This is a genomic window from Microbulbifer celer (assembly GCF_020991125.1).
GTDB lineage: Bacteria > Pseudomonadota > Gammaproteobacteria > Pseudomonadales > Cellvibrionaceae > Microbulbifer > Microbulbifer celer.
In genome coordinates this window covers 1,961,357-1,978,352 of sequence record NZ_CP087715.1, presented here as the reverse complement: position 1 = coordinate 1,978,352, position 16,996 = coordinate 1,961,357, and the positions used below count along the sequence as shown (strand labels likewise).

General features: G+C 58.0%; 13 protein-coding genes. 8 read left to right on the top strand and 5 right to left on the bottom strand.

The window, feature by feature from the left end:
* Positions 1–14: 14 nt before the first annotated feature.
* Positions 15–596 (top strand): GIY-YIG nuclease family protein, encoded by a 582-nt coding sequence (locus LPW13_RS08290; RefSeq protein WP_230438963.1) that lies wholly within the window; start codon positions 15–17, stop codon positions 594–596.
* Between the two features lie 151 nt (positions 597–747).
* Here the strand turns inward: LPW13_RS08290 and LPW13_RS08285 are convergent, their stop codons facing one another.
* A complete protein-coding gene (locus LPW13_RS08285; protein ID WP_230438962.1) occupies positions 748–1,905 on the bottom strand; it encodes an AraC family transcriptional regulator in 1,158 nt (385 codons plus the stop codon).
* A 324-nt stretch (positions 1,906–2,229) separates the two neighbouring features.
* Here LPW13_RS08285 and LPW13_RS08280 point away from each other — a divergent pair, with 324 nt between their 5' ends.
* From LPW13_RS08280 to LPW13_RS08270, 3 genes are all read left to right on the top strand, one after another.
* On the top strand, positions 2,230–2,385 hold the full coding sequence (locus LPW13_RS08280) for a hypothetical protein (RefSeq protein WP_230438961.1): 156 nt from the start codon (positions 2,230–2,232) through the stop codon (positions 2,383–2,385).
* 585 nt (positions 2,386–2,970) lie between these two features.
* Positions 2,971–5,946 (top strand): TonB-dependent receptor, encoded by a 2,976-nt coding sequence (locus LPW13_RS08275; RefSeq protein ID WP_230438960.1) that lies wholly within the window; start codon positions 2,971–2,973, stop codon positions 5,944–5,946.
* Positions 5,947–6,037: 91 nt separating this feature from the next.
* Positions 6,038–7,543, top strand: coding sequence for a tryptophan halogenase family protein (locus LPW13_RS08270; RefSeq protein WP_230438959.1), 1,506 nt, complete (start codon positions 6,038–6,040; stop codon positions 7,541–7,543).
* Positions 7,544–7,703: 160 nt separating this feature from the next.
* Here the strand turns inward: LPW13_RS08270 and acnB are convergent, their stop codons facing one another.
* Positions 7,704–10,319 (bottom strand): bifunctional aconitate hydratase 2/2-methylisocitrate dehydratase, encoded by a 2,616-nt coding sequence (acnB, locus tag LPW13_RS08265; protein ID WP_230438958.1) that lies wholly within the window; start codon positions 10,317–10,319, stop codon positions 7,704–7,706.
* A 438-nt stretch (positions 10,320–10,757) separates the two neighbouring features.
* Here acnB and LPW13_RS08260 point away from each other — a divergent pair, with 438 nt between their 5' ends.
* On the top strand, positions 10,758–11,219 hold the full coding sequence (locus LPW13_RS08260; protein ID WP_230438957.1) for a DUF1289 domain-containing protein: 462 nt from the start codon (positions 10,758–10,760) through the stop codon (positions 11,217–11,219).
* 33 nt (positions 11,220–11,252) lie between these two features.
* Here LPW13_RS08260 and LPW13_RS08255 read toward each other — a convergent pair whose 3' ends face one another.
* Positions 11,253–12,221, bottom strand: a complete 969-nt coding sequence (locus LPW13_RS08255; RefSeq protein ID WP_230438956.1) for a hypothetical protein — start codon at positions 12,219–12,221, stop codon at positions 11,253–11,255.
* Between the two features lie 270 nt (positions 12,222–12,491).
* Here LPW13_RS08255 and miaE point away from each other — a divergent pair, with 270 nt between their 5' ends.
* On the top strand, positions 12,492–13,112 hold the full coding sequence (miaE, locus tag LPW13_RS08250) for a tRNA-(ms[2]io[6]A)-hydroxylase (RefSeq protein WP_230438955.1): 621 nt from the start codon (positions 12,492–12,494) through the stop codon (positions 13,110–13,112).
* Between the two features lie 57 nt (positions 13,113–13,169).
* Here miaE and LPW13_RS08245 read toward each other — a convergent pair whose 3' ends face one another.
* Together LPW13_RS08245 and LPW13_RS08240 are read right to left on the bottom strand one after the other, a co-directional pair.
* Positions 13,170–13,439, bottom strand: coding sequence for a DUF3081 family protein (locus LPW13_RS08245; protein WP_230438954.1), 270 nt, complete (start codon positions 13,437–13,439; stop codon positions 13,170–13,172).
* Between the two features lie 74 nt (positions 13,440–13,513).
* Positions 13,514–14,449 (bottom strand): hydrogen peroxide-inducible genes activator, encoded by a 936-nt coding sequence (locus LPW13_RS08240; RefSeq protein ID WP_230438953.1) that lies wholly within the window; start codon positions 14,447–14,449, stop codon positions 13,514–13,516.
* Between the two features lie 179 nt (positions 14,450–14,628).
* Between LPW13_RS08240 and LPW13_RS08235 the strand changes: the two genes are divergently transcribed.
* Both LPW13_RS08235 and LPW13_RS08230 read left to right on the top strand, forming a co-directional pair.
* Positions 14,629–15,318 (top strand): carbonic anhydrase, encoded by a 690-nt coding sequence (locus LPW13_RS08235; protein WP_230438952.1) that lies wholly within the window; start codon positions 14,629–14,631, stop codon positions 15,316–15,318.
* 13 nt (positions 15,319–15,331) lie between these two features.
* Positions 15,332–16,972, top strand: a complete 1,641-nt coding sequence (locus tag LPW13_RS08230; RefSeq protein WP_230438951.1) for a SulP family inorganic anion transporter — start codon at positions 15,332–15,334, stop codon at positions 16,970–16,972.
* Positions 16,973–16,996: the final 24 nt, after the last annotated feature.

Here is a 16,996-nt window from a genome sequence, read left to right as displayed (position 1 = left end):
TTGACTGAGGAACTATGATCGTTTTCACCCTTGTAAATAAAGAGACTGATGATGTATGGGTGGGTAGTGCCCGCGAGGGGGTAACCCCGGAAGAGCGTCTGCAGCAGTTTCAGGATGCGCTTGCACTCGGCATCGATCATCCGTTCTACAAGGAGTTGAAAGTATTCGGCAAAGAGGCCTTCTCCGCGAGCTTGTTTGCCGTGGCAGAAGATCGCCTGGAGATGCAGGAGCTGCTCGAAGAGGCGCTGGATGCCTACAACGGCAAAAGCCTCGCCGGCATCAAAACCGTAAAGCCCGGTACCACCAAAACCGCATTGGCCCCGAAAGCCAAGCGCAAACCCAGTTCCGGCACCGCCAAAGCAGCCGAGAAATCCGGAACTCGGAGCGCTTCCAGCAAACCGAAGCCGGTCAAGGAAAAGCTGGCCACGGGCCGCACCGGAAGCGCCGCGCGAGAGCGGGCAATCAAGGCGGGCATTGAAGCGGAAAAAGCCAAGCTTGCCGCGGCCAAGGAAAAAAAGATCCGGGAAGAGGCTGATGAGATGAAAGCCATCCTTGCGGGGCTGGATGCCCGGGGGTCGACACTGTCTCGCCGTTAGAGTTAACTTTCTGACCACTATTCTTTCCTGTCCGGGCCGGGGCATTACTGTTCGTGCCCGGGCGGAGAAGGCCTGTGGGTGTGGAACTCTGCCTGGCCCGATCAATCTGAGGGCGTGAGCCTCTTCTGCTCAATTAACTGGTTGGGAGGGATCATGATGCCGTTGCCAGCTGGCTTTTCTCCAGCGCTTGTTTTCGGTATTCCCTGGGCGACATACCGGTTAGCCGGCTAAAGAAGCGGTTGAACGCCGATTTACTATTGAAGCCGCATTCCAGCAGTATGTCCATTATCGTCATTTCTGCTCTGCTTGCGTCCGCGAGCAGCGCTTTGGCTTCTTCCACCCGGTAAGTGTTGATAAATTCAAAGAAGTTGGTGCCGAAGTGCTTATTGACCACCGAGGAGACCACCCTTGGTGAGAGCTGGATTGACTTGGAGAAAATATCCAGGCTCAGGTTTTTCTTCAGATAAATTTTCTCCGTTTCCATTGCTTGACGCACCCTCGCGACGGCGCTCTCCGGCGGTTTCTCCTCGCTGCTTTCGCGGCTAGGCTGTGGGCGTGTAGCAAGCAGCTGGTGGGCGTAACTCAGGCTGTACGCGAAGAAGGCATTCACCAAAATACAGGTGGTGTAATTATCGATAATTCCCAGCATGTCTGCCGTTGAGGCGGGTATGCGATAACCCAGCAGGTGCACCAGCAGGCTCCAGCTCCAGCTGATCAGTACGCCGTAGGTCAATATATTCAACCAGGACAACTCGGTGGTGGAGAAGTGGGAGTACTCGTCTTCCAGTTCACCGCGGTAACGCCTCAACATCAGAACGGCGGCCAGGGCATAGGCCAGCGGGACCAGTTTGGCGAGATCCCAGACCCGGTCCACCAGCCCAATGGGAAGAGCTTCTGCACCGGTGCGCACGTAACGCAGGTCGTCGCTGCTCAGGCCGAACGCAAAGATGAGTATTGCCATCAGCAGCGCAGGTGTCAGATGCAGTGCGTGGCGGCGCTGGAGGCGCAAGTCATGCTTGGTTAGGGCTGATACAAACAAATAGAAGGCCGGCCCTTTCAGCATCAGGGTCGTAAACAGCAGATAGGGCTGCAGCGTCTGGCCGAGTGGTGAAGATGGCCTGAACTGATCATTCCATAAGAGCAGGGTGCAGGCGGCTGCGGTAGCGACTGTCAGCAGGAAGAGGCTAAGTAGTCGACCGTAGTTGCGGTCGCGAATGGGCAGTGCCTGCTGGAATACACATAGCAACAGGCATTCCGCCACGGTCATGATCAGGGTCAGATCGTGAATATTAAAAATGTATTCTTTCATCGTCGCAGTTGTATGTTTTTCTGGCCTGGTGCCGTTTTGATCATTATTTTGGCTGCAGTATAGGTATGGATAATACCCCGGTCAAAAACTATCCGCCGAGACAGGTGCCGAGCGCCTTCGCATTGGGCAAGCTGGAGACCCCTGTTGGAGGTGCACTTTGCGCGGTGCAGGAAGTGAGGCCGCCGGATTCGCCCAGGTTGCACATCCCCGAGAAAGTGGGGCGACTCCCCGCTGCCGCGGGAGCAGGGTTGTGGAGCGTGTGGCCTGGTGGCCCGAGCGTAAAGCAACAACAATAACCCGGGGTGCCTGGGTGGAATAGCGAAAATGAATGATAAAAATAAAGGTGTTAGAGCGTTTGCCGGCAATATATTGCTGGTAGGCAAAAAATCACTGCAGCTCGCATTGTTTTTTAGCGCGGGCGCCTCGGCGCAGGGCGGCTACCTCAAAGATAATTTCAGTTGGGGGTACAGCTCCGCTTAGGGCCTGCATTTCCCCGGTCAGTACAAGGGGAATACAGCCTGGGACTATTACGACTGTATCGAGTATCAGCCCCGTTAAAGCCATTTTAGCTGAGTGTTAGCGGGCACAGAGGTGCCCGCCCGACAGTGCCTACCCGTGAAGTTTCTCGGCACCTGCCTTTTACTTTCGAAATATCTGGATGGCAGATCTCCCTTTCAGAAAACCCATTGTATTGACAACTCCGAACATCGGAGAAATCGTTTGTGCTTACAGCTGAACGCAGCCAGATGTTCGGAGTGACAGGTGTCATAGCGTCATGATGCCCGGTGTGTCGCAGGGTATGGATAAGGGATGATGCACCGGTCAAAGACAATCCGGAGAACGCTGTGACTGAGTGCTTTTTCCCGCATTGGGGCAGGGTGGCAAACCCTGAATGTAGGGCCCACTTTGCGCAGCGCGGGAAGTGAGCCCCCCGGATTCGCCCAAGTTCCACATCCCGGGGGAAGTGAGGCGACTCTCCGGCTGCTGCGGGAGCAAAGTTGCGGAGCGCGTGGCCAGGTGGCCCCTGCGAGGAAAGCAACAATAACCCGTGATGGGAGAAAGACAATGAGTGATAACAATAAAGGTTTTGGGGTGTTTGCCGGAAAGAAGCTTCCGCAATGTATCCGGATGGCGTCGGGAATTTCACTGATGGCAGTGGGAGTCGCTACCCCTTCGTTCGCTCAAGAAGGCGAAGAAGCGGTGTCTGAATATGATGCGGCGCTGGAAGAAATCGTGGTCACTGGCCAGCGTGCCAGCATTCTTTCCGCACAGGCAATCAAGCGAGACGCCGAGCAGGTGGTGGATGCCATCAGTGCTGTGGATATCGGCGCGCTGCCGGATCGTTCTGTATCCGAAGCCCTGCAGCGGGTGCCTGGCGTGCAGCTGCAGCGCACCAATGCCAACCGGGACCCGGCGCGCCTCGCCGCCGAGGGCGGCGGTGTCTTCGTGCGTGGCCTGGGGTGGGTGCGCACCGAGCTGAATGGCCGTGACATCTTTTCCGCCGCCAACGGCCGCACCCTGGGCTTCGAGGACGTTTCCGCGGACCTCCTCGCCGGTGTCGATGTGTACAAAAACCCCACCGCAGATCAGGTAGAGGGTGGCTTGGGTGGCACCGTCAATCTGCGCACCCGCCTGCCCCTGGAGCAGAATGAGCGCCTGCTGGCCTTCTCCGCGGATTACAATTACGCCGACCTTTATGGCGAGGGCTTTGCTTCCGGCAGTGGTCTCTACAGCGACCGCTGGGACGTGGGGCAGGGCGAAGTCGGCTTTCTCTTCTCCGCCAGTGTTGCGGAAATCGGCAACCGCACCGACGCAATCCAGTCCGGCCGCTACGAAACCCATGCCGGGTCCGATGGCAGTGATGTTTACCTGCCTACCAATCTTGGGGTCCGTCGCATCGACTGGGAACAGGATCGCAATTCCTATAACGGTGTTTTCCAGTGGGCCCCTGACGACGACCTGACGTTTACCGCCCAGGCGTTCTACGCGGAGGCCAACCCGCAGGACGTGGATCGCGGTGTAGAGATCTTCGCGCCTGAGGGGGGCAACCTGACCCCGGACAGTGGCGACTACCAGTACGATGCTGACGGCGTCCTGCAACGCGGTACCCTCCACGGCGCGACCATGAATTACAACACCCGCTACGGCAAGCGCGAAAGCGATGTCGGCGACTACTCACTGGGATTCGAGTATTCCCCGGTGTCGGGTTGGGCCTTGAGCGGTGATCTCCAGTATGTGAAGTCCCGTAGCAAGGTGGAGCAGATGGCTGCCTACACCCAGTTGGCGGCGGATGGAAACGGGAATTTCCCGGATGTGGATTTCGATCTGAGCGGCGACAACCCCCACATCGCGGTATCGGACCAGGAGCGTCTCGGCCAGCAGGACCAGTATTGGTGGGCAGCGGCTATGGATCACCTTGAGAACAGCGAGGCCGAGTCTCTCGCCGGCCGTCTGGATGCCGAGTATCTGTTCGATGACAACAGCTTCCTGAAGAGATTCCGCTTCGGCGCCCGCGCCACGGACAAGGATGCCATCACCCGCCAGACCGGTTGGAACTGGTCGCTGTTGTCAAACCAGTACTGGCTGAACAACAGTCCGGAGAATACCGCCTTCCTGCATAGCTCCGCGGCGGACCAGAGTGAACTCTACACCTTTGACGACTTCATGCGCGGTGATGTCACGGTGCCTACCCAGGGATGGCTCCCCACCCAGTCTCTGGTCAGCAGCAATACCGGAGCCTATGAACACTTCGAGAGCATGGTGGCCAACAACGGCCAGTTCTGGGGCTGGGCACCGCTTATGCTGCCGCAGGGTTATGACGAGAACCCGAATGGTGACAACGTCAGTGCCGGCATCAACAGCCAGAATGAGCAGACCCTGGCACTGTACACCAGTGTGCATTTCGGCGATGACGACGGCGAGATCTTCGGTGTGCCTTTTGATGGCAACCTGGGGCTGCGTGTGGTGGAAACCAAGACCACGGCCTCTGGCCGCTCCGTGGCCGGCGGAATCAGCGACTCCTGCAAGGTGGCAGAGGGAACGGGTGCGCTCACGGAAGAATGCGCCGGTGCCATGGCGTTCGTGGATGCTTATATGGCCGAAATGGGCGGATACAAGGACTTTACCAACGACTATGTAAATGTTCTGCCGAGTATGAACCTGCGCTTCATGCTGCAGGATGACGTGCAACTGCGCTTCGGTCTCTCTCGCGGCATGGTGCGCCCCGGCTTTGCCCAGACGCGCCCCTACACCAATATCACATTCGATTTCCACGATAGCGTCTTCAATCCCAACCTGATCGGTACCCAGGGGCGAGCGACGGCCGGTGCGCCGGACCTGAAGGCCACGACCGCCGATCAGTTCGACACGAGTGTCGAGTGGTACTTCACAGAGAGCGGCAGTCTGACGTTTGCTGCGTTCTACAAGGATATTCAGGACTATGTCGCCCTGCGCACCAACGTGGAGAGCTACACCTACGGCGACCAGACGTTCGAGTTCGATGTCACTCGCCAGACCAATGCGGCGAGCGGCCAGCTGGCGGGCTTTGAGCTAGCCTACCAGCAGTTCTACGATATGCTGCCAAGCCCTTTCGACGGTCTGGGTATGCAGGCGAACTTTACCTTCGTGGATAACCAGGGCGGAATCAACACGGCCTTGAACCCGTTCGACGAGGCCCAGGGAGAGGGGGCCAACGACGACAGCCTGCCCATTGAGGGAATGTCCAGGAAGAGCTACAACCTGGCGCTGATGTATGAGAAATACGATGTTTCCGCGCGCCTGGCTTACAACTGGCGCGAGCGCTACCTGCTCACGACTTCTGCGGCCGTTCTCAACCGCCCGGTTTGGTTCAATGACTACGGCCAGTTAGATGCCTCGCTGTTCTACAACGCGACCGATAACCTGAAGTTCGGCCTGCAGGCCACCAACCTTCTGAATACGCGCACAGAACTGGAAGTGAACGGAGAGCACCCGCAGGCAGCCCAGTACAGTTGGACGGATACCGACCGCCGTATCGCATTTGTCACGCGCTACAGCTTTTAATCTCTCGTCCGGTTCTTTTTGATCCGTCATTTTTCCGGCCCGTAATGGGCCGGATTTTTTTGTATCCAGTTCGTGAGACGTCGGGAATTCCATGCAAAATTCTATTCGCAGCCTTGTGATTGTCGGTGGCGGCAGCGCCGGATGGATGTCCGCCGCCGCGTTGACACGCCTGTTGCACCGGCTCGATATCCAGATCACGCTGGTGGAATCGGAGCAGTTGGGAACTGTAGGCGTGGGGGAGGGTTCCGTACCGATCATGCGCGATTTCAATGCCATGCTGGGCATCGACGAGCGGGATTTCATTCGTCGCACTGGTGGCAGCTTCAAGCTGGGAATTGAATTTCGGGACTGGGGGCACCTGGGCAACCGGTTCTTCCACGCATTCGGTGACTACGGCGAATATATTGAGGGTATTTCTCCCCATCACCACTGGCTGAAGCTGCGGAGTCTGGGCGACGACACACCCATAGATGACTACAGCTTCTCCCAGGTCCTGGCCGACATGGGCCACTTCGCGCCGCCGCCTACTGCGGCGGTGCCGGGGCTGCCGGCGTACAGTTACTCTTACCATTTCGATGCGGCGCTCTATGCGCAATACCTGCGCGAGTATGCCGAGGCCCGCGGTGTACACCGCCGCGAGGGGCGGGTTGTGGATGTGGAGCTGGATGCGGAAAACGGGTTTATCCAGTCTCTCAGGCTGGACAGCGGTGAGAGCCTGCAGGCGGACCTGTTTATCGATTGTTCCGGATTCCGCAGCCTGCTGCTGGGCGACGCGTTGGGAGTGGGGTTTGAGGACTGGAGCCGCTGGCTACCGTGCAACAGGGCCATTGCGGCGCCCAGTGAGCGGGAGGACAGTTTCGGTGCCTGTACCACGGCCACCGCGCTCGACGCCGGCTGGCAGTGGCGGATTCCCCTACAGCAGCGCACCGGCAACGGCTACGTCTACTGCAGCGATTTTATCTCTGACGACAATGCCGAGAAGACACTGCGCAGCAACCTGCACGGCGCACTGACCGCAGAGCCTCGGCTACTGAAATTCACTACGGGCATCCGCGAGATTTTCTGGGAGAAGAACTGCATCGCCATCGGCCTTTCCGCGGGATTCCTCGAGCCGCTGGAGGCCACCGGGATACAGCTTATTCAAACGGGGTTGGCTCGGTTGGTTGAAATGTTTCCGGACAGAAACTTCGACCCGGCGATCAGTGCCGAATACAATCGCGTCGGCCGTCTGGAGTTCGAGCGTATCCGCGATTTTCTGATACTGCATTACTGCATCAACCGCCGGGAAGATTCGGCGTGGTGGCGCTACTGCCGCAATATGGAATTGCCGGAGGCACTGCAGCACAAAATTCAGCTATTCCAGGCCTGCGGGCAGACCGCCTTGCAGGCGGAGGAATCCTACCGGGAGCCGAGCTGGCGAACCATGTTTCTCGGTCTCGGCCTCTATCCCCGCCGCTACGACCCCCTGGTGGACCGGATTCCGGAATCTGCGTTGCGCGCGGAAATGTCGCGCCGGCGGGAGCGCAATCACCAGCTGGCGGCGGACCTGCCCACACATGCAGGCTATATCGCCCAGCTGTGTGCTGCCGGCGGCTGATACAGCCAGCGCCACTGCAGCGAACGGAGGCAGCCGTTTGCCTCAGCCGTATACGAGTCCCGTACCTGCGGTTTTGTGGAAAAGGGGCTTGAAAGGTTTTCAGGCACAAAAAAGCCCCGCCGGTTAGAGCGGGGCTTTTTACTGAGCGTCAGTCGGCTACTTAAACCGCAACATCCTGAATCTCAGTAGCGGCGATACGCTTGCCTTCTTCGGCAGATTTCTGGAAGTCTTCAATCTGGTCGAAGTTCAGGTAGCGGTAGATTTCCGCAGACATGGAGTTCAGGTTTTCCGCGTACTTCTGGTACTCCGCCGGGGTTGGCAGTTTGCCCAGAATTGCGCCCACAGAAGCCAGCTCCGCAGACGTCAGGTACACGTTGGCACCGTCACCCAGGCGGTTCGGGAAGTTTCGGGTGGAGGTGGACAGCACGGTGCTGTTGGGGGCTACTCGTGCCTGGTTACCCATGCACAGGGAGCATCCCGGCATTTCGGTGCGGGCACCGGCTGCGCCGTAGATGTTGTAGTAGCCTTCTTCCATCAGCTGGTGCTCGTCCATCTTGGTAGGCGGAGAGATCCACATACGGGTGGAGATGCCACCTTTGTGCTGCTGCAGCAGTTTACCGGCGGCACGGAAGTGACCGATGTTGGTCATGCAGGAGCCGATGAAGACTTCGTCTACCTTGTCGCCAGCGACGTCGGACAGCAGCTTTGCGTCGTCTGGATCGTTCGGGCAGCAGACGATCGGCTCTTTGATTTCCGCCAGGTCGATTTCGATTACCGCAGAGTACTCGGCGTCGGCATCGGCGCTCATCAGTTCCGGTTTCTCCAGCCACTCTTCCATGGCGCGTGCGCGACGCTCCAGGGTGCGTTGGGAACCGTAACCTTCGGCGATCATCCAGCGCAACAGGGTGATGTTGGAGCGCAGGTATTCGGCGATGGACTCTTCCGGCAGCTTGATGGTGCAGCCGGCAGCCGAACGTTCGGCGGAGGCGTCGGACAGTTCAAACGCCTGCTCTACGGTCAGATGATCCAGACCTTCGATCTCGAGAATGCGGCCGGAGAAGATGTTCTTCTTGCCTTTCTTCTCGACCGTCAGCAGACCTTCCTGGATCGCGTAATAGGGGATTGCATGTACCAGGTCACGCAGGGTGATGCCCGGCTGCATTTCGCCCTTGAAGCGCACCAGCACGGACTCCGGCATATCCAGCGGCATCACGCCGGTGGCCGCAGCAAACGCTACCAGGCCGGAACCGGCCGGGAAGGAGATGCCCATCGGGAAGCGGGTGTGGGAGTCGCCACCGGTACCGACAGTGTCCGGCAGCAGCATGCGGTTCAACCAGCTGTGGATGATGCCGTCACCCGGACGCAGGGAAACACCGCCGCGGTTCATGATGAAGTCCGGCAGGGTGTGCTGGGTGTCGATGTCCACGGGCTTGGGGTAAGCCGCGGTGTGACAGAAGGATTGCATGGTGAGGTCGGCCTGGAAGCCGAGGCACGCCAGGTCTTTCAGCTCGTCGCGGGTCATCGGGCCGGTGGTGTCCTGGGAACCGACGGTTGTCATCTTCGGTTCGCAGTAGGTGCCCGGGCGGACGCCGTCCATGCCGCAGGCTTTACCGACCATCTTCTGTGCCAGGGTGTAGCCCTTACCGGTGTCGTTCGGCTGCTCTGGCAGACGGAACAGGTCGGAGGCTGGCAGGCCGAGAGATTCGCGGGCCTTGGTGGTGAGGCCGCGACCAACGATCAGATTGATACGGCCACCGGCCTGAACTTCATCCAGGAGTACCTGGGATTTCAGTTCAAACTCGGAAATCACCTTGCCGTCTTCGGACAGGATCTTGCCTTCATAGGGGCGGATCTCAATGATGTCACCCATGTTCAGGTCGTCTACCGGGGCTTCGAATACCAGTGCACCGGCGTCTTCCATGGTGTTGTAGAAGATCGGGGCCACTTTACCACCGATACAGATGCCGCCGCCTTTCTTGTTCGGTACGCCCGGCAGCTCTTCACCGAAGAACCACAATACGGAGTTGGTGGCGGATTTACGGGAGGAACCGGTACCCACAACGTCGCCAACGAAGGCAACGGGGTAACCTTTTTCCTGCACTTCAGCGACCTGCTTCATCGGGCCGGTGACACCGTGTTCTTCCGGCTCCAGGCCATCGCGGGTCATTTTGTACATGGCGCGCGCGTGCAGTGGGATATCCGGGCGGGACCAGGCATCCGGGGCCGGGGACAGGTCGTCGGTGTTGGTTTCGCCGGTGACCTTGAATACCGCAACCTTGATGCTCTCGGGTACTTTGTCGCGCTTGGTGAACCATTCGCCTTCGGCCCAGGACTGGATCACGTCCTTGGCGACTTCGTTGCCGGCTTTGGCTTTCTCTTCCACGTCGTGGAAGGCGTCAAACATCAGCAGGGTGCCTTTCAGCTGCTCGCCTGCGAGTTCTGCCAGTTCTTTGTCGTCCAACAGTTCTACCAGGGTGGCGATATTGTAGCCGCCCAGCATTTTGCCCAGCAGTTTGGTGGCGTGTTCGCGGTCGATCAGCGGGGATTCTGCTTCGCCCTTGACGATGGCGGTGAGGAAACCGGCTTTAACGTAAGCCGCTTCATCCACACCCGGGGGTACGCGGTTGGTGATCAGGTCGAGTATTTCCTGCTCTTCACCTTTGGGCGGGTTTTTCAGCAGTTCCACCAGACCGGCAACCTGCTCGGCATTCAGGGGCTTGGGTGGGATATCTTGTTCGGCGCGCTCGGCGACGTGTTTGCGATAGGCTTCAAGCACGGATAATTCCCTCTTTGTGTGTGGGGTAAAACCAACAGCTTCAGGAGCGTCCGGGAGTGATCTTTTGCCTGGTGCAGGCTGGAAAATCTCTCCACCGGGGCCCGTTTTACATCGATGGCCGCTGGAGGCGGGTGGCGAATTCTACATTAAAGGCTTAATCCTGTTAAGTTCGTTGAAAAATCAATAACTTACGCAAATTTTGGTCATTCATGAAATGAATAAAGGGCTGAGCGTTGACTGCCTGCAAGTGAGAATTAATCGCATTTTTTGATGGGTGTGATGCCCCTAAATCGATTCTGTGAATGTGAGTCTGTCCCATTCAAAAATGCTATTCTCTGCGGCTTCATTTCACACTGAATTTCGACCGGATTTCCGTTGTCGCCGTCGGGCGAGCTGGAGGTTGCAAGTCGATGACGTTTCATGAGGTGTTCCCACGGCATGGCAATTTATAAGAAGGTGCGCACTCCCTGCATTGGTGTCTGCTCCACGGGTATCGGGGACAATGTCTGTCGGGGATGTAAACGCTTTGCCCACGAGGTCATTGACTGGAATGCGTATACAGAAGAACAGCGGCGTATTATCGCAGAGCGCCGTGACGGTTATCTTGCAAATGCCGTGCGAAGTCAGCTCGAGATTGTAGACCAGCATTTGTTGCTGGCGCAGCTTAAACATCAGCAGATTCGATTTAATGAAGATCAGAGTCCGTACTGCTGGGTATTTGAGCTGTTGCGCGCCGGTGCGAGCCAGATTCGCGATCTCAGTGAGTACGGGCTCGTTGCCACTGCGGAAGCAAGCAGTGTCCCACTGGTCGAAGTCCGCCGCCGTATTGATGAAGATTTCTATGCTTTGTCGCAAGCGTACTATCAGCGCTTTGTGGCGCCAGGATTGCAGTCAGTCTGAATGGTGCTGGCGATAAACGCCGCTTTCGAAAGATTATTTACCAGTGTGTAAATGCACCCTGAGTGCCGGCAGGAACGGTTCCGGTGTGATTTTCAGATCCCGTCGCTGCCTTCTGCGGCTTCTAGAGGGTTGGTGCTCTACACGGGTAAACTCCGGCAGGCGGCCAGTCTTGTCGCTGTTGACGAGCACTGGCATGGCAGAGTAGCCCACCTGACGGTAGTGATCTTCCTGCGCGCCACTTCCATCCCTATCCCCATAAAAAATTTCCGCGACCTGCAGGTTCGGGCGGCTCTGTACTTGAATCTGGCGCAGCAGGTGATGCTGGCTCTGGTGCAGGCCCGCCAGTAGCTGCCGCTGGTACTGGATGCCGGTGTCTTCGCCGAGTGGGTCCAGTTGCACCAATTTCTTTTCGCACCAATCCGGCGTCACTTTGCGAATGGACTTGCGCGCTTTAATCCAGCTCAGGGCGATGGCATCCGGCTTTTCTCTGCAGAGCAGGATCTGGCGGTAGCTTTGACGAAGGTGGGTGCGTGGGTAGCCGGCATCTGCCAGGGCGTCGCGTAGCTGACTGTCCCGTTCCAGGGCAGGGCGGTCCTCGAGGCAGGCTTTAAACGCGCTGGTCAGTTCCTGAAAGGCCGCTTTTGCGATGTTCAACGCGGATGCGCGCTCAATAATGCTATCCGGCACTGCCAGCAGGCCGGGGATTTGCAGTGTCTGCCGTGCGTCGACGCCCGCAGTTCCCTCACCGTAGTCCAATAGCGCAAAGAGCGCACCTGACAGGCTGTGAGGCGACTCGAAGGATTGTTCCAGTGCCAGGGCAGCTTCGTGCGCAAAGGCAGGCTCCAGAAGATAGCTATCCCAAGTGCGGGTGCTCTGTTGCAGGTTGTCCAGCGCCTCGCGCAATTCTGCGGCGCGCGCGTGCATGGTCGCAGCAACGCCAGGGAGTTGACGAATCAGTTTCTGCAGCTCGGCGGACTGCTTGCTGTCGAGAGTGGTTGCCATTGATGAGACCTGCTTGATTACCCTGGTGTCGAGGCGGTTGTCAGTGAGCGCTTGAGGGGGTCCGTAACCCGCATGGGCTGGTCAGCTGCTACCTTAAATATTATCCACTTAATAAGTCGTTATCAAATGGGAGTTATTTCCACCAACCAGAAAGATCGTGCCAGATCCACAAAGGTTATCCAGGAGCCGGGGGAGAGGGTATACTGCGCGTCATCACCGTCTCTCTGCATTCGCGGGGTGGCGAAAGCCGTATCAGCAGTCCCCTTAGCCATGTCCAACGAAGTACCCGATCTCTCTGCGATTCACGAATTCCTGCTCTGCCAAACGCCGGATGCCTGGATTGAGGCCGCGCTGGCGGAGCCTGAAATGATGTTGGTGGATCACGCCAATTGCGAGAAGAAGGCGGCGGGCACGGCGTTGAACCTGATGTTCCGTTATCTGGACAACTTTGATCTGCTGAACAAGATGTCACGGCTGGCGAGAGAGGAGTTGCGGCATTTCGAGCAGGTGATCGCGATCATGAAGAAGCGAGGTATTGCTTACCCCCACATCAGCGCTTCGCGCTATGCGGCGGGGTTGCGTAAGGAAGTGCGCGGTGCAGAGCCCGGACGTCTGGTCGATACACTGATTTGCGGCGCGATCATTGAGGCCCGCTCCTGCGAGCGATTTGCGCGTATCGCGCCGCATCTGGATGATGAGCTGCAGAAGTTTTACTACTCATTACTGAAATCCGAAGCGCGACATTTTCGCGATTACCTGACGCTCGCCCAGAACGCGACCGAAGAGGATATTGCTCCTCGGGTGCAGGCATTGCTGGAGGTGGAGCAAAGGCTGGTGGAAGAGGGGGATAAGGAGTTCCGCTTTCACAGCGGTGTGCCGGGGCAGGCATAAGCGTCGCCCTGGAGCCTGTGGCGAAGTGATCGGTTACCGAGTTTTCCGCATGGACCACTAGCGACTATCGCTGCGCTCAACCTTTTCCAGCAGGCCGATAAACTCTTCCAGCTCCATGGCATTGCGGCAATCCACGGTAAACTTGTTGTGGAAGAAGATGGTCAATTCCACGCTGGCTGTACGCAGAAATACCGTGTAGCCGTCAAAGTCTGTGCTCGCTGTCAGTCCGCGATAGCGCCATCCCTCTTCGGTTTTCTCGCCCTTGCGGGTGATTATTTCGAACACGCGTAATGCCTGTTTGATGTCCACTCTGTGTTCCAGATCCATAAGACTCCATGTGTGTTGGTGGTGGGGCGGTATGGGCTGATCACGCATACCGAATATTTGCTATCAGGCTCAGGTTACGTCATCTGGACGGTCACCACATCCCCCAGCCGTTCCTGAATGATTTCGCGCAGGAGTGCGGCGAGCTCCCGGTAGAAGAATCGTCCGGGCGCGCTGGCTCGCCAGACCAGACCATGTTGACGGCGGATTGGCATGGATTTCAGCTCGCTCACCTTTAACGCTTCCGGGTTGTGCATTTCCGAATGCACGTAGAGGCCAGGCAGAAAGGCCACGCCGAGCCCCATGACCACCATCTGCCTTAGTGTATCCAGGCTGGTGCCCTCGTAGTCCCGTTGCAGGGTGGCGCCCAGCTTGCGGCAGATATCGTGCACCTGGTGGTGGAAATGGTGCTGCTCTTCCAGTGTCAGCACTTTTTCCCCCCGCAAGTCCACCGGGTGTACCTTTTTCTTGCCGGCGAGGGGGTGGTCGGCGGGTACCACGAATTTGAGTGGCTCTACGAACAGGGGCTCGACGGTCAAGTCGTTGGCCTCAATAGGCATCGGCATGATGGCCAGGTCGTACAACCCCTCGGACAGCTGTCGCTGCAACAGGCGCGGAGGTGCTTCGCGCACGTAGAGCTTCATTGCATGGTAGCGGGCGTGGAGCCCCGGCAGGACGTTGGGCAGCAGATAGGGCCCCAGTGTCGGCGGCACACCCAGCTTGTACGTGGTTTGGTGGCCCTGGGCAATCATGTCGGCTGTTTGGCGAAGTTCCTGCATGGAAAGCAGGACCGTTCGCGCCTTTTGCAGCAATTCCCCCCCCTCCGGAGTGAGCAGGGTGCCGGCGCGGGAGCGCTCGAACAGGGTGACTTCGAGGTTTGCTTCCAGGGCGCTTATCTGGGTGGTCAGGGCGGGCTGGCTGACGCCCAACTCTTCAGCCGCACGACGATAGCTGGTGCGGTCCGCGATGGCGACGAAGTACTGTAACTGCTTGATTGTCGGCGAATTCTGCACGGTGAAAACCTCTGTCGCTAAGCGGCTATGATTATGTCAGGTTATCAGCAAATGGTATTTATTGTTATTGAACTATCAAAAAATAATGAATTCACAGGTAGTGCCTGTTTATTAGCTTGCCTAAACATTAGCGCCGCTATCCAGTAGCACCACCATCCGTTAGCACTAAGGAGTGATTCATGGAACACGTGATCAATGGCGTGGCGAAATTTCAGAATGAAGTTTTTCCTGAGAAAAAAGCGAAGTTTTCCGAACTGGCGGACGGTCAGAGCCCAGAAGTATTGTTTATCACCTGCGCAGACTCGCGTATTGACCCCAACCTGGTAACCCAGACTGAACCCGGCGACCTGTTTATCTGTCGCAACGCGGGCAATGTGGTACCTCCGCACAGCAGTCACACCGGCGGCATCACCGCTTCTATCGAATTCGCGGTTGCGGCACTGGGCGTCTCCCACATTGTGATCTGCGGGCACACCGACTGTGGTGCAATGAAAGGCGCCATTGCACCGGAGAACCTGGATACCCTGCCACACGTCAAGGAGTGGCTGGGCCACTGTCGGGCAGCCACTGAAGTTGTACGCGGCCGCCACGGCGGTGAGCTGTGCAAAGATCATCTCGATGAAGTGACCCGGGAAAACGTGGTGCAGCAACTGCAACACGTGCGCACGCACCCCTCGGTAGCCAGTGGTATCGCCAACGGCAGCATTCAGCTTCACGGCTGGGTGTATAACATCGGCACCGGTGAAGTGCTGTGCTTCGACGAGGCCACCCGCGAGTTTACCGCGATGAGTGAACGCTATCGCACCATTTTTGGTGAGCAACTTGCTGCCGCAGAAGCGGCGGCGGCTGCTTGCGATAATAAAGCCTAAGGGTGGTGTGGTGATGAAGTTTGATTTAACCAATTTGCGGGGCGATATCACCGGCGGTATTACTGCCGGTGTTGTCGCTCTGCCGCTCGCGCTCGCGCTGGGTGTGGCCTCTGGCCTCGGTCCCATGGCGGGTATGTATGGCGCAATCGCCGTGGGTTTCTTTGCGGCGCTGTTCGGCGGTACCGGCCCCCAGATCTCGGGTCCTACTGGCCCCATGGTGGTGGTACTGGCGGGGCTGTTTGCCAGCCTCTCCGGTGATGCCAGCCTCATCTTTACCGCGGTGATTCTTGCCGGTGTATTTCAGGTGCTCATGGGGGTACTCGGTGTCGGGCACTATATCCGCCTGGTTCCGTATCCGGTGATTTCCGGTTTCATGACCGGTATTGGCGTGATCATCATCATCCTGCAGCTGAACCCTCTCTTGGGGCACGATTCCCCAAGTGGCACCCTGGGCGCGCTGGGCAATGTGCCTGAAGCGCTGTCGGCAATTCATCCAGCCAACCTCGTTCTCGGTCTCGGTACCCTGGCAATGGTCTATCTGTGGCCAGCGAAATGGGGTCGCTACCTGCCTGGACCTCTCGCGGCCTTGATTGCCGGTACAGTACTCGCTTTCTTTGCGCTGGATGTGCCTATCCTGGGCTCGATCCCCACGGGGCTGCCGGAGCTGCAGATGCCAGTGTTTGGTGGCGAAAACATGTTCCTGGTGGTGGAAGCGGCCATCATTCTCGCCGTTCTTGGCGCGCTGGATAGTCTGCTGACCTCCCTGGTTGCCGATAACATGACCCGCACCCGTCACCACAGCAACAAAGAACTGATTGGTCAGGGCATTGGTAACACCGCAGCCGGCTTTATTGGCGGTATCGCCGGTGCTGGCGCAACCATGCGTACCGTGGTCAATGTGCGCTCTGGCGGCCAGACCCGGATCTCCGGTATGACCCACGCGCTAGTTCTGCTGGCGGTCGCGCTCGGTCTGGGTCCGTTGGCAGAAAATATTCCGCAGGCGGTGTTGGCGGGCATTCTGGTAAAAGTCGGCCTCGACATCATCGATTGGAAGTATCTCAAGCGCGCCCACCAGGGTCCCCGCTGGGATTTAGCACTGATGGTGCTGGTGCTGGGTATGACCGTGTTTGTCGACCTGATCACTGCAGTTGGCGCTGGTGTTGTTCTGGCGGCTCTGGCGTACGTAAAGCAGGTGGCAAGCCTGCAGATCGAGCGTCTGCGCAACCTGCCGGAACATCTGGACAGTGAGGATGATAAGGCCATTCTGGAGCGCAACCGCGATAGCATAGCCCTGTTTGAGTTCAGCGGCCCGCTGAGCTTTGGCGCTGCGGCGGATCTCGGCCACCATGTTCGTGAGCATAGCGCTCAGGGATCCAAGGTGCTGATTCTGGATTTTTCCGCGATGCCGGTATTGGATCTGTCGGCGGCCATGGCTGTGGAGACTATCGCAACGGACGCCAAAGACAGCGGCAAGCAGCTCTTTCTCGCCGGGATGAACGAGGAGGTTGAAGGCGTACTCAAGGGACTGAATGGTCGTATTCCGGCCGATGCCACCTACAGGGACCGCAGCGAAGCTCTGCAGGCTGCAGAAAAAGCGCTGAATGAGGTGGATGTCGGTGGTGACGTGAGTGCGTTGCCCACCGGTGCAGCCTAATCTGGACAGGTGAAAGGGGAGCAG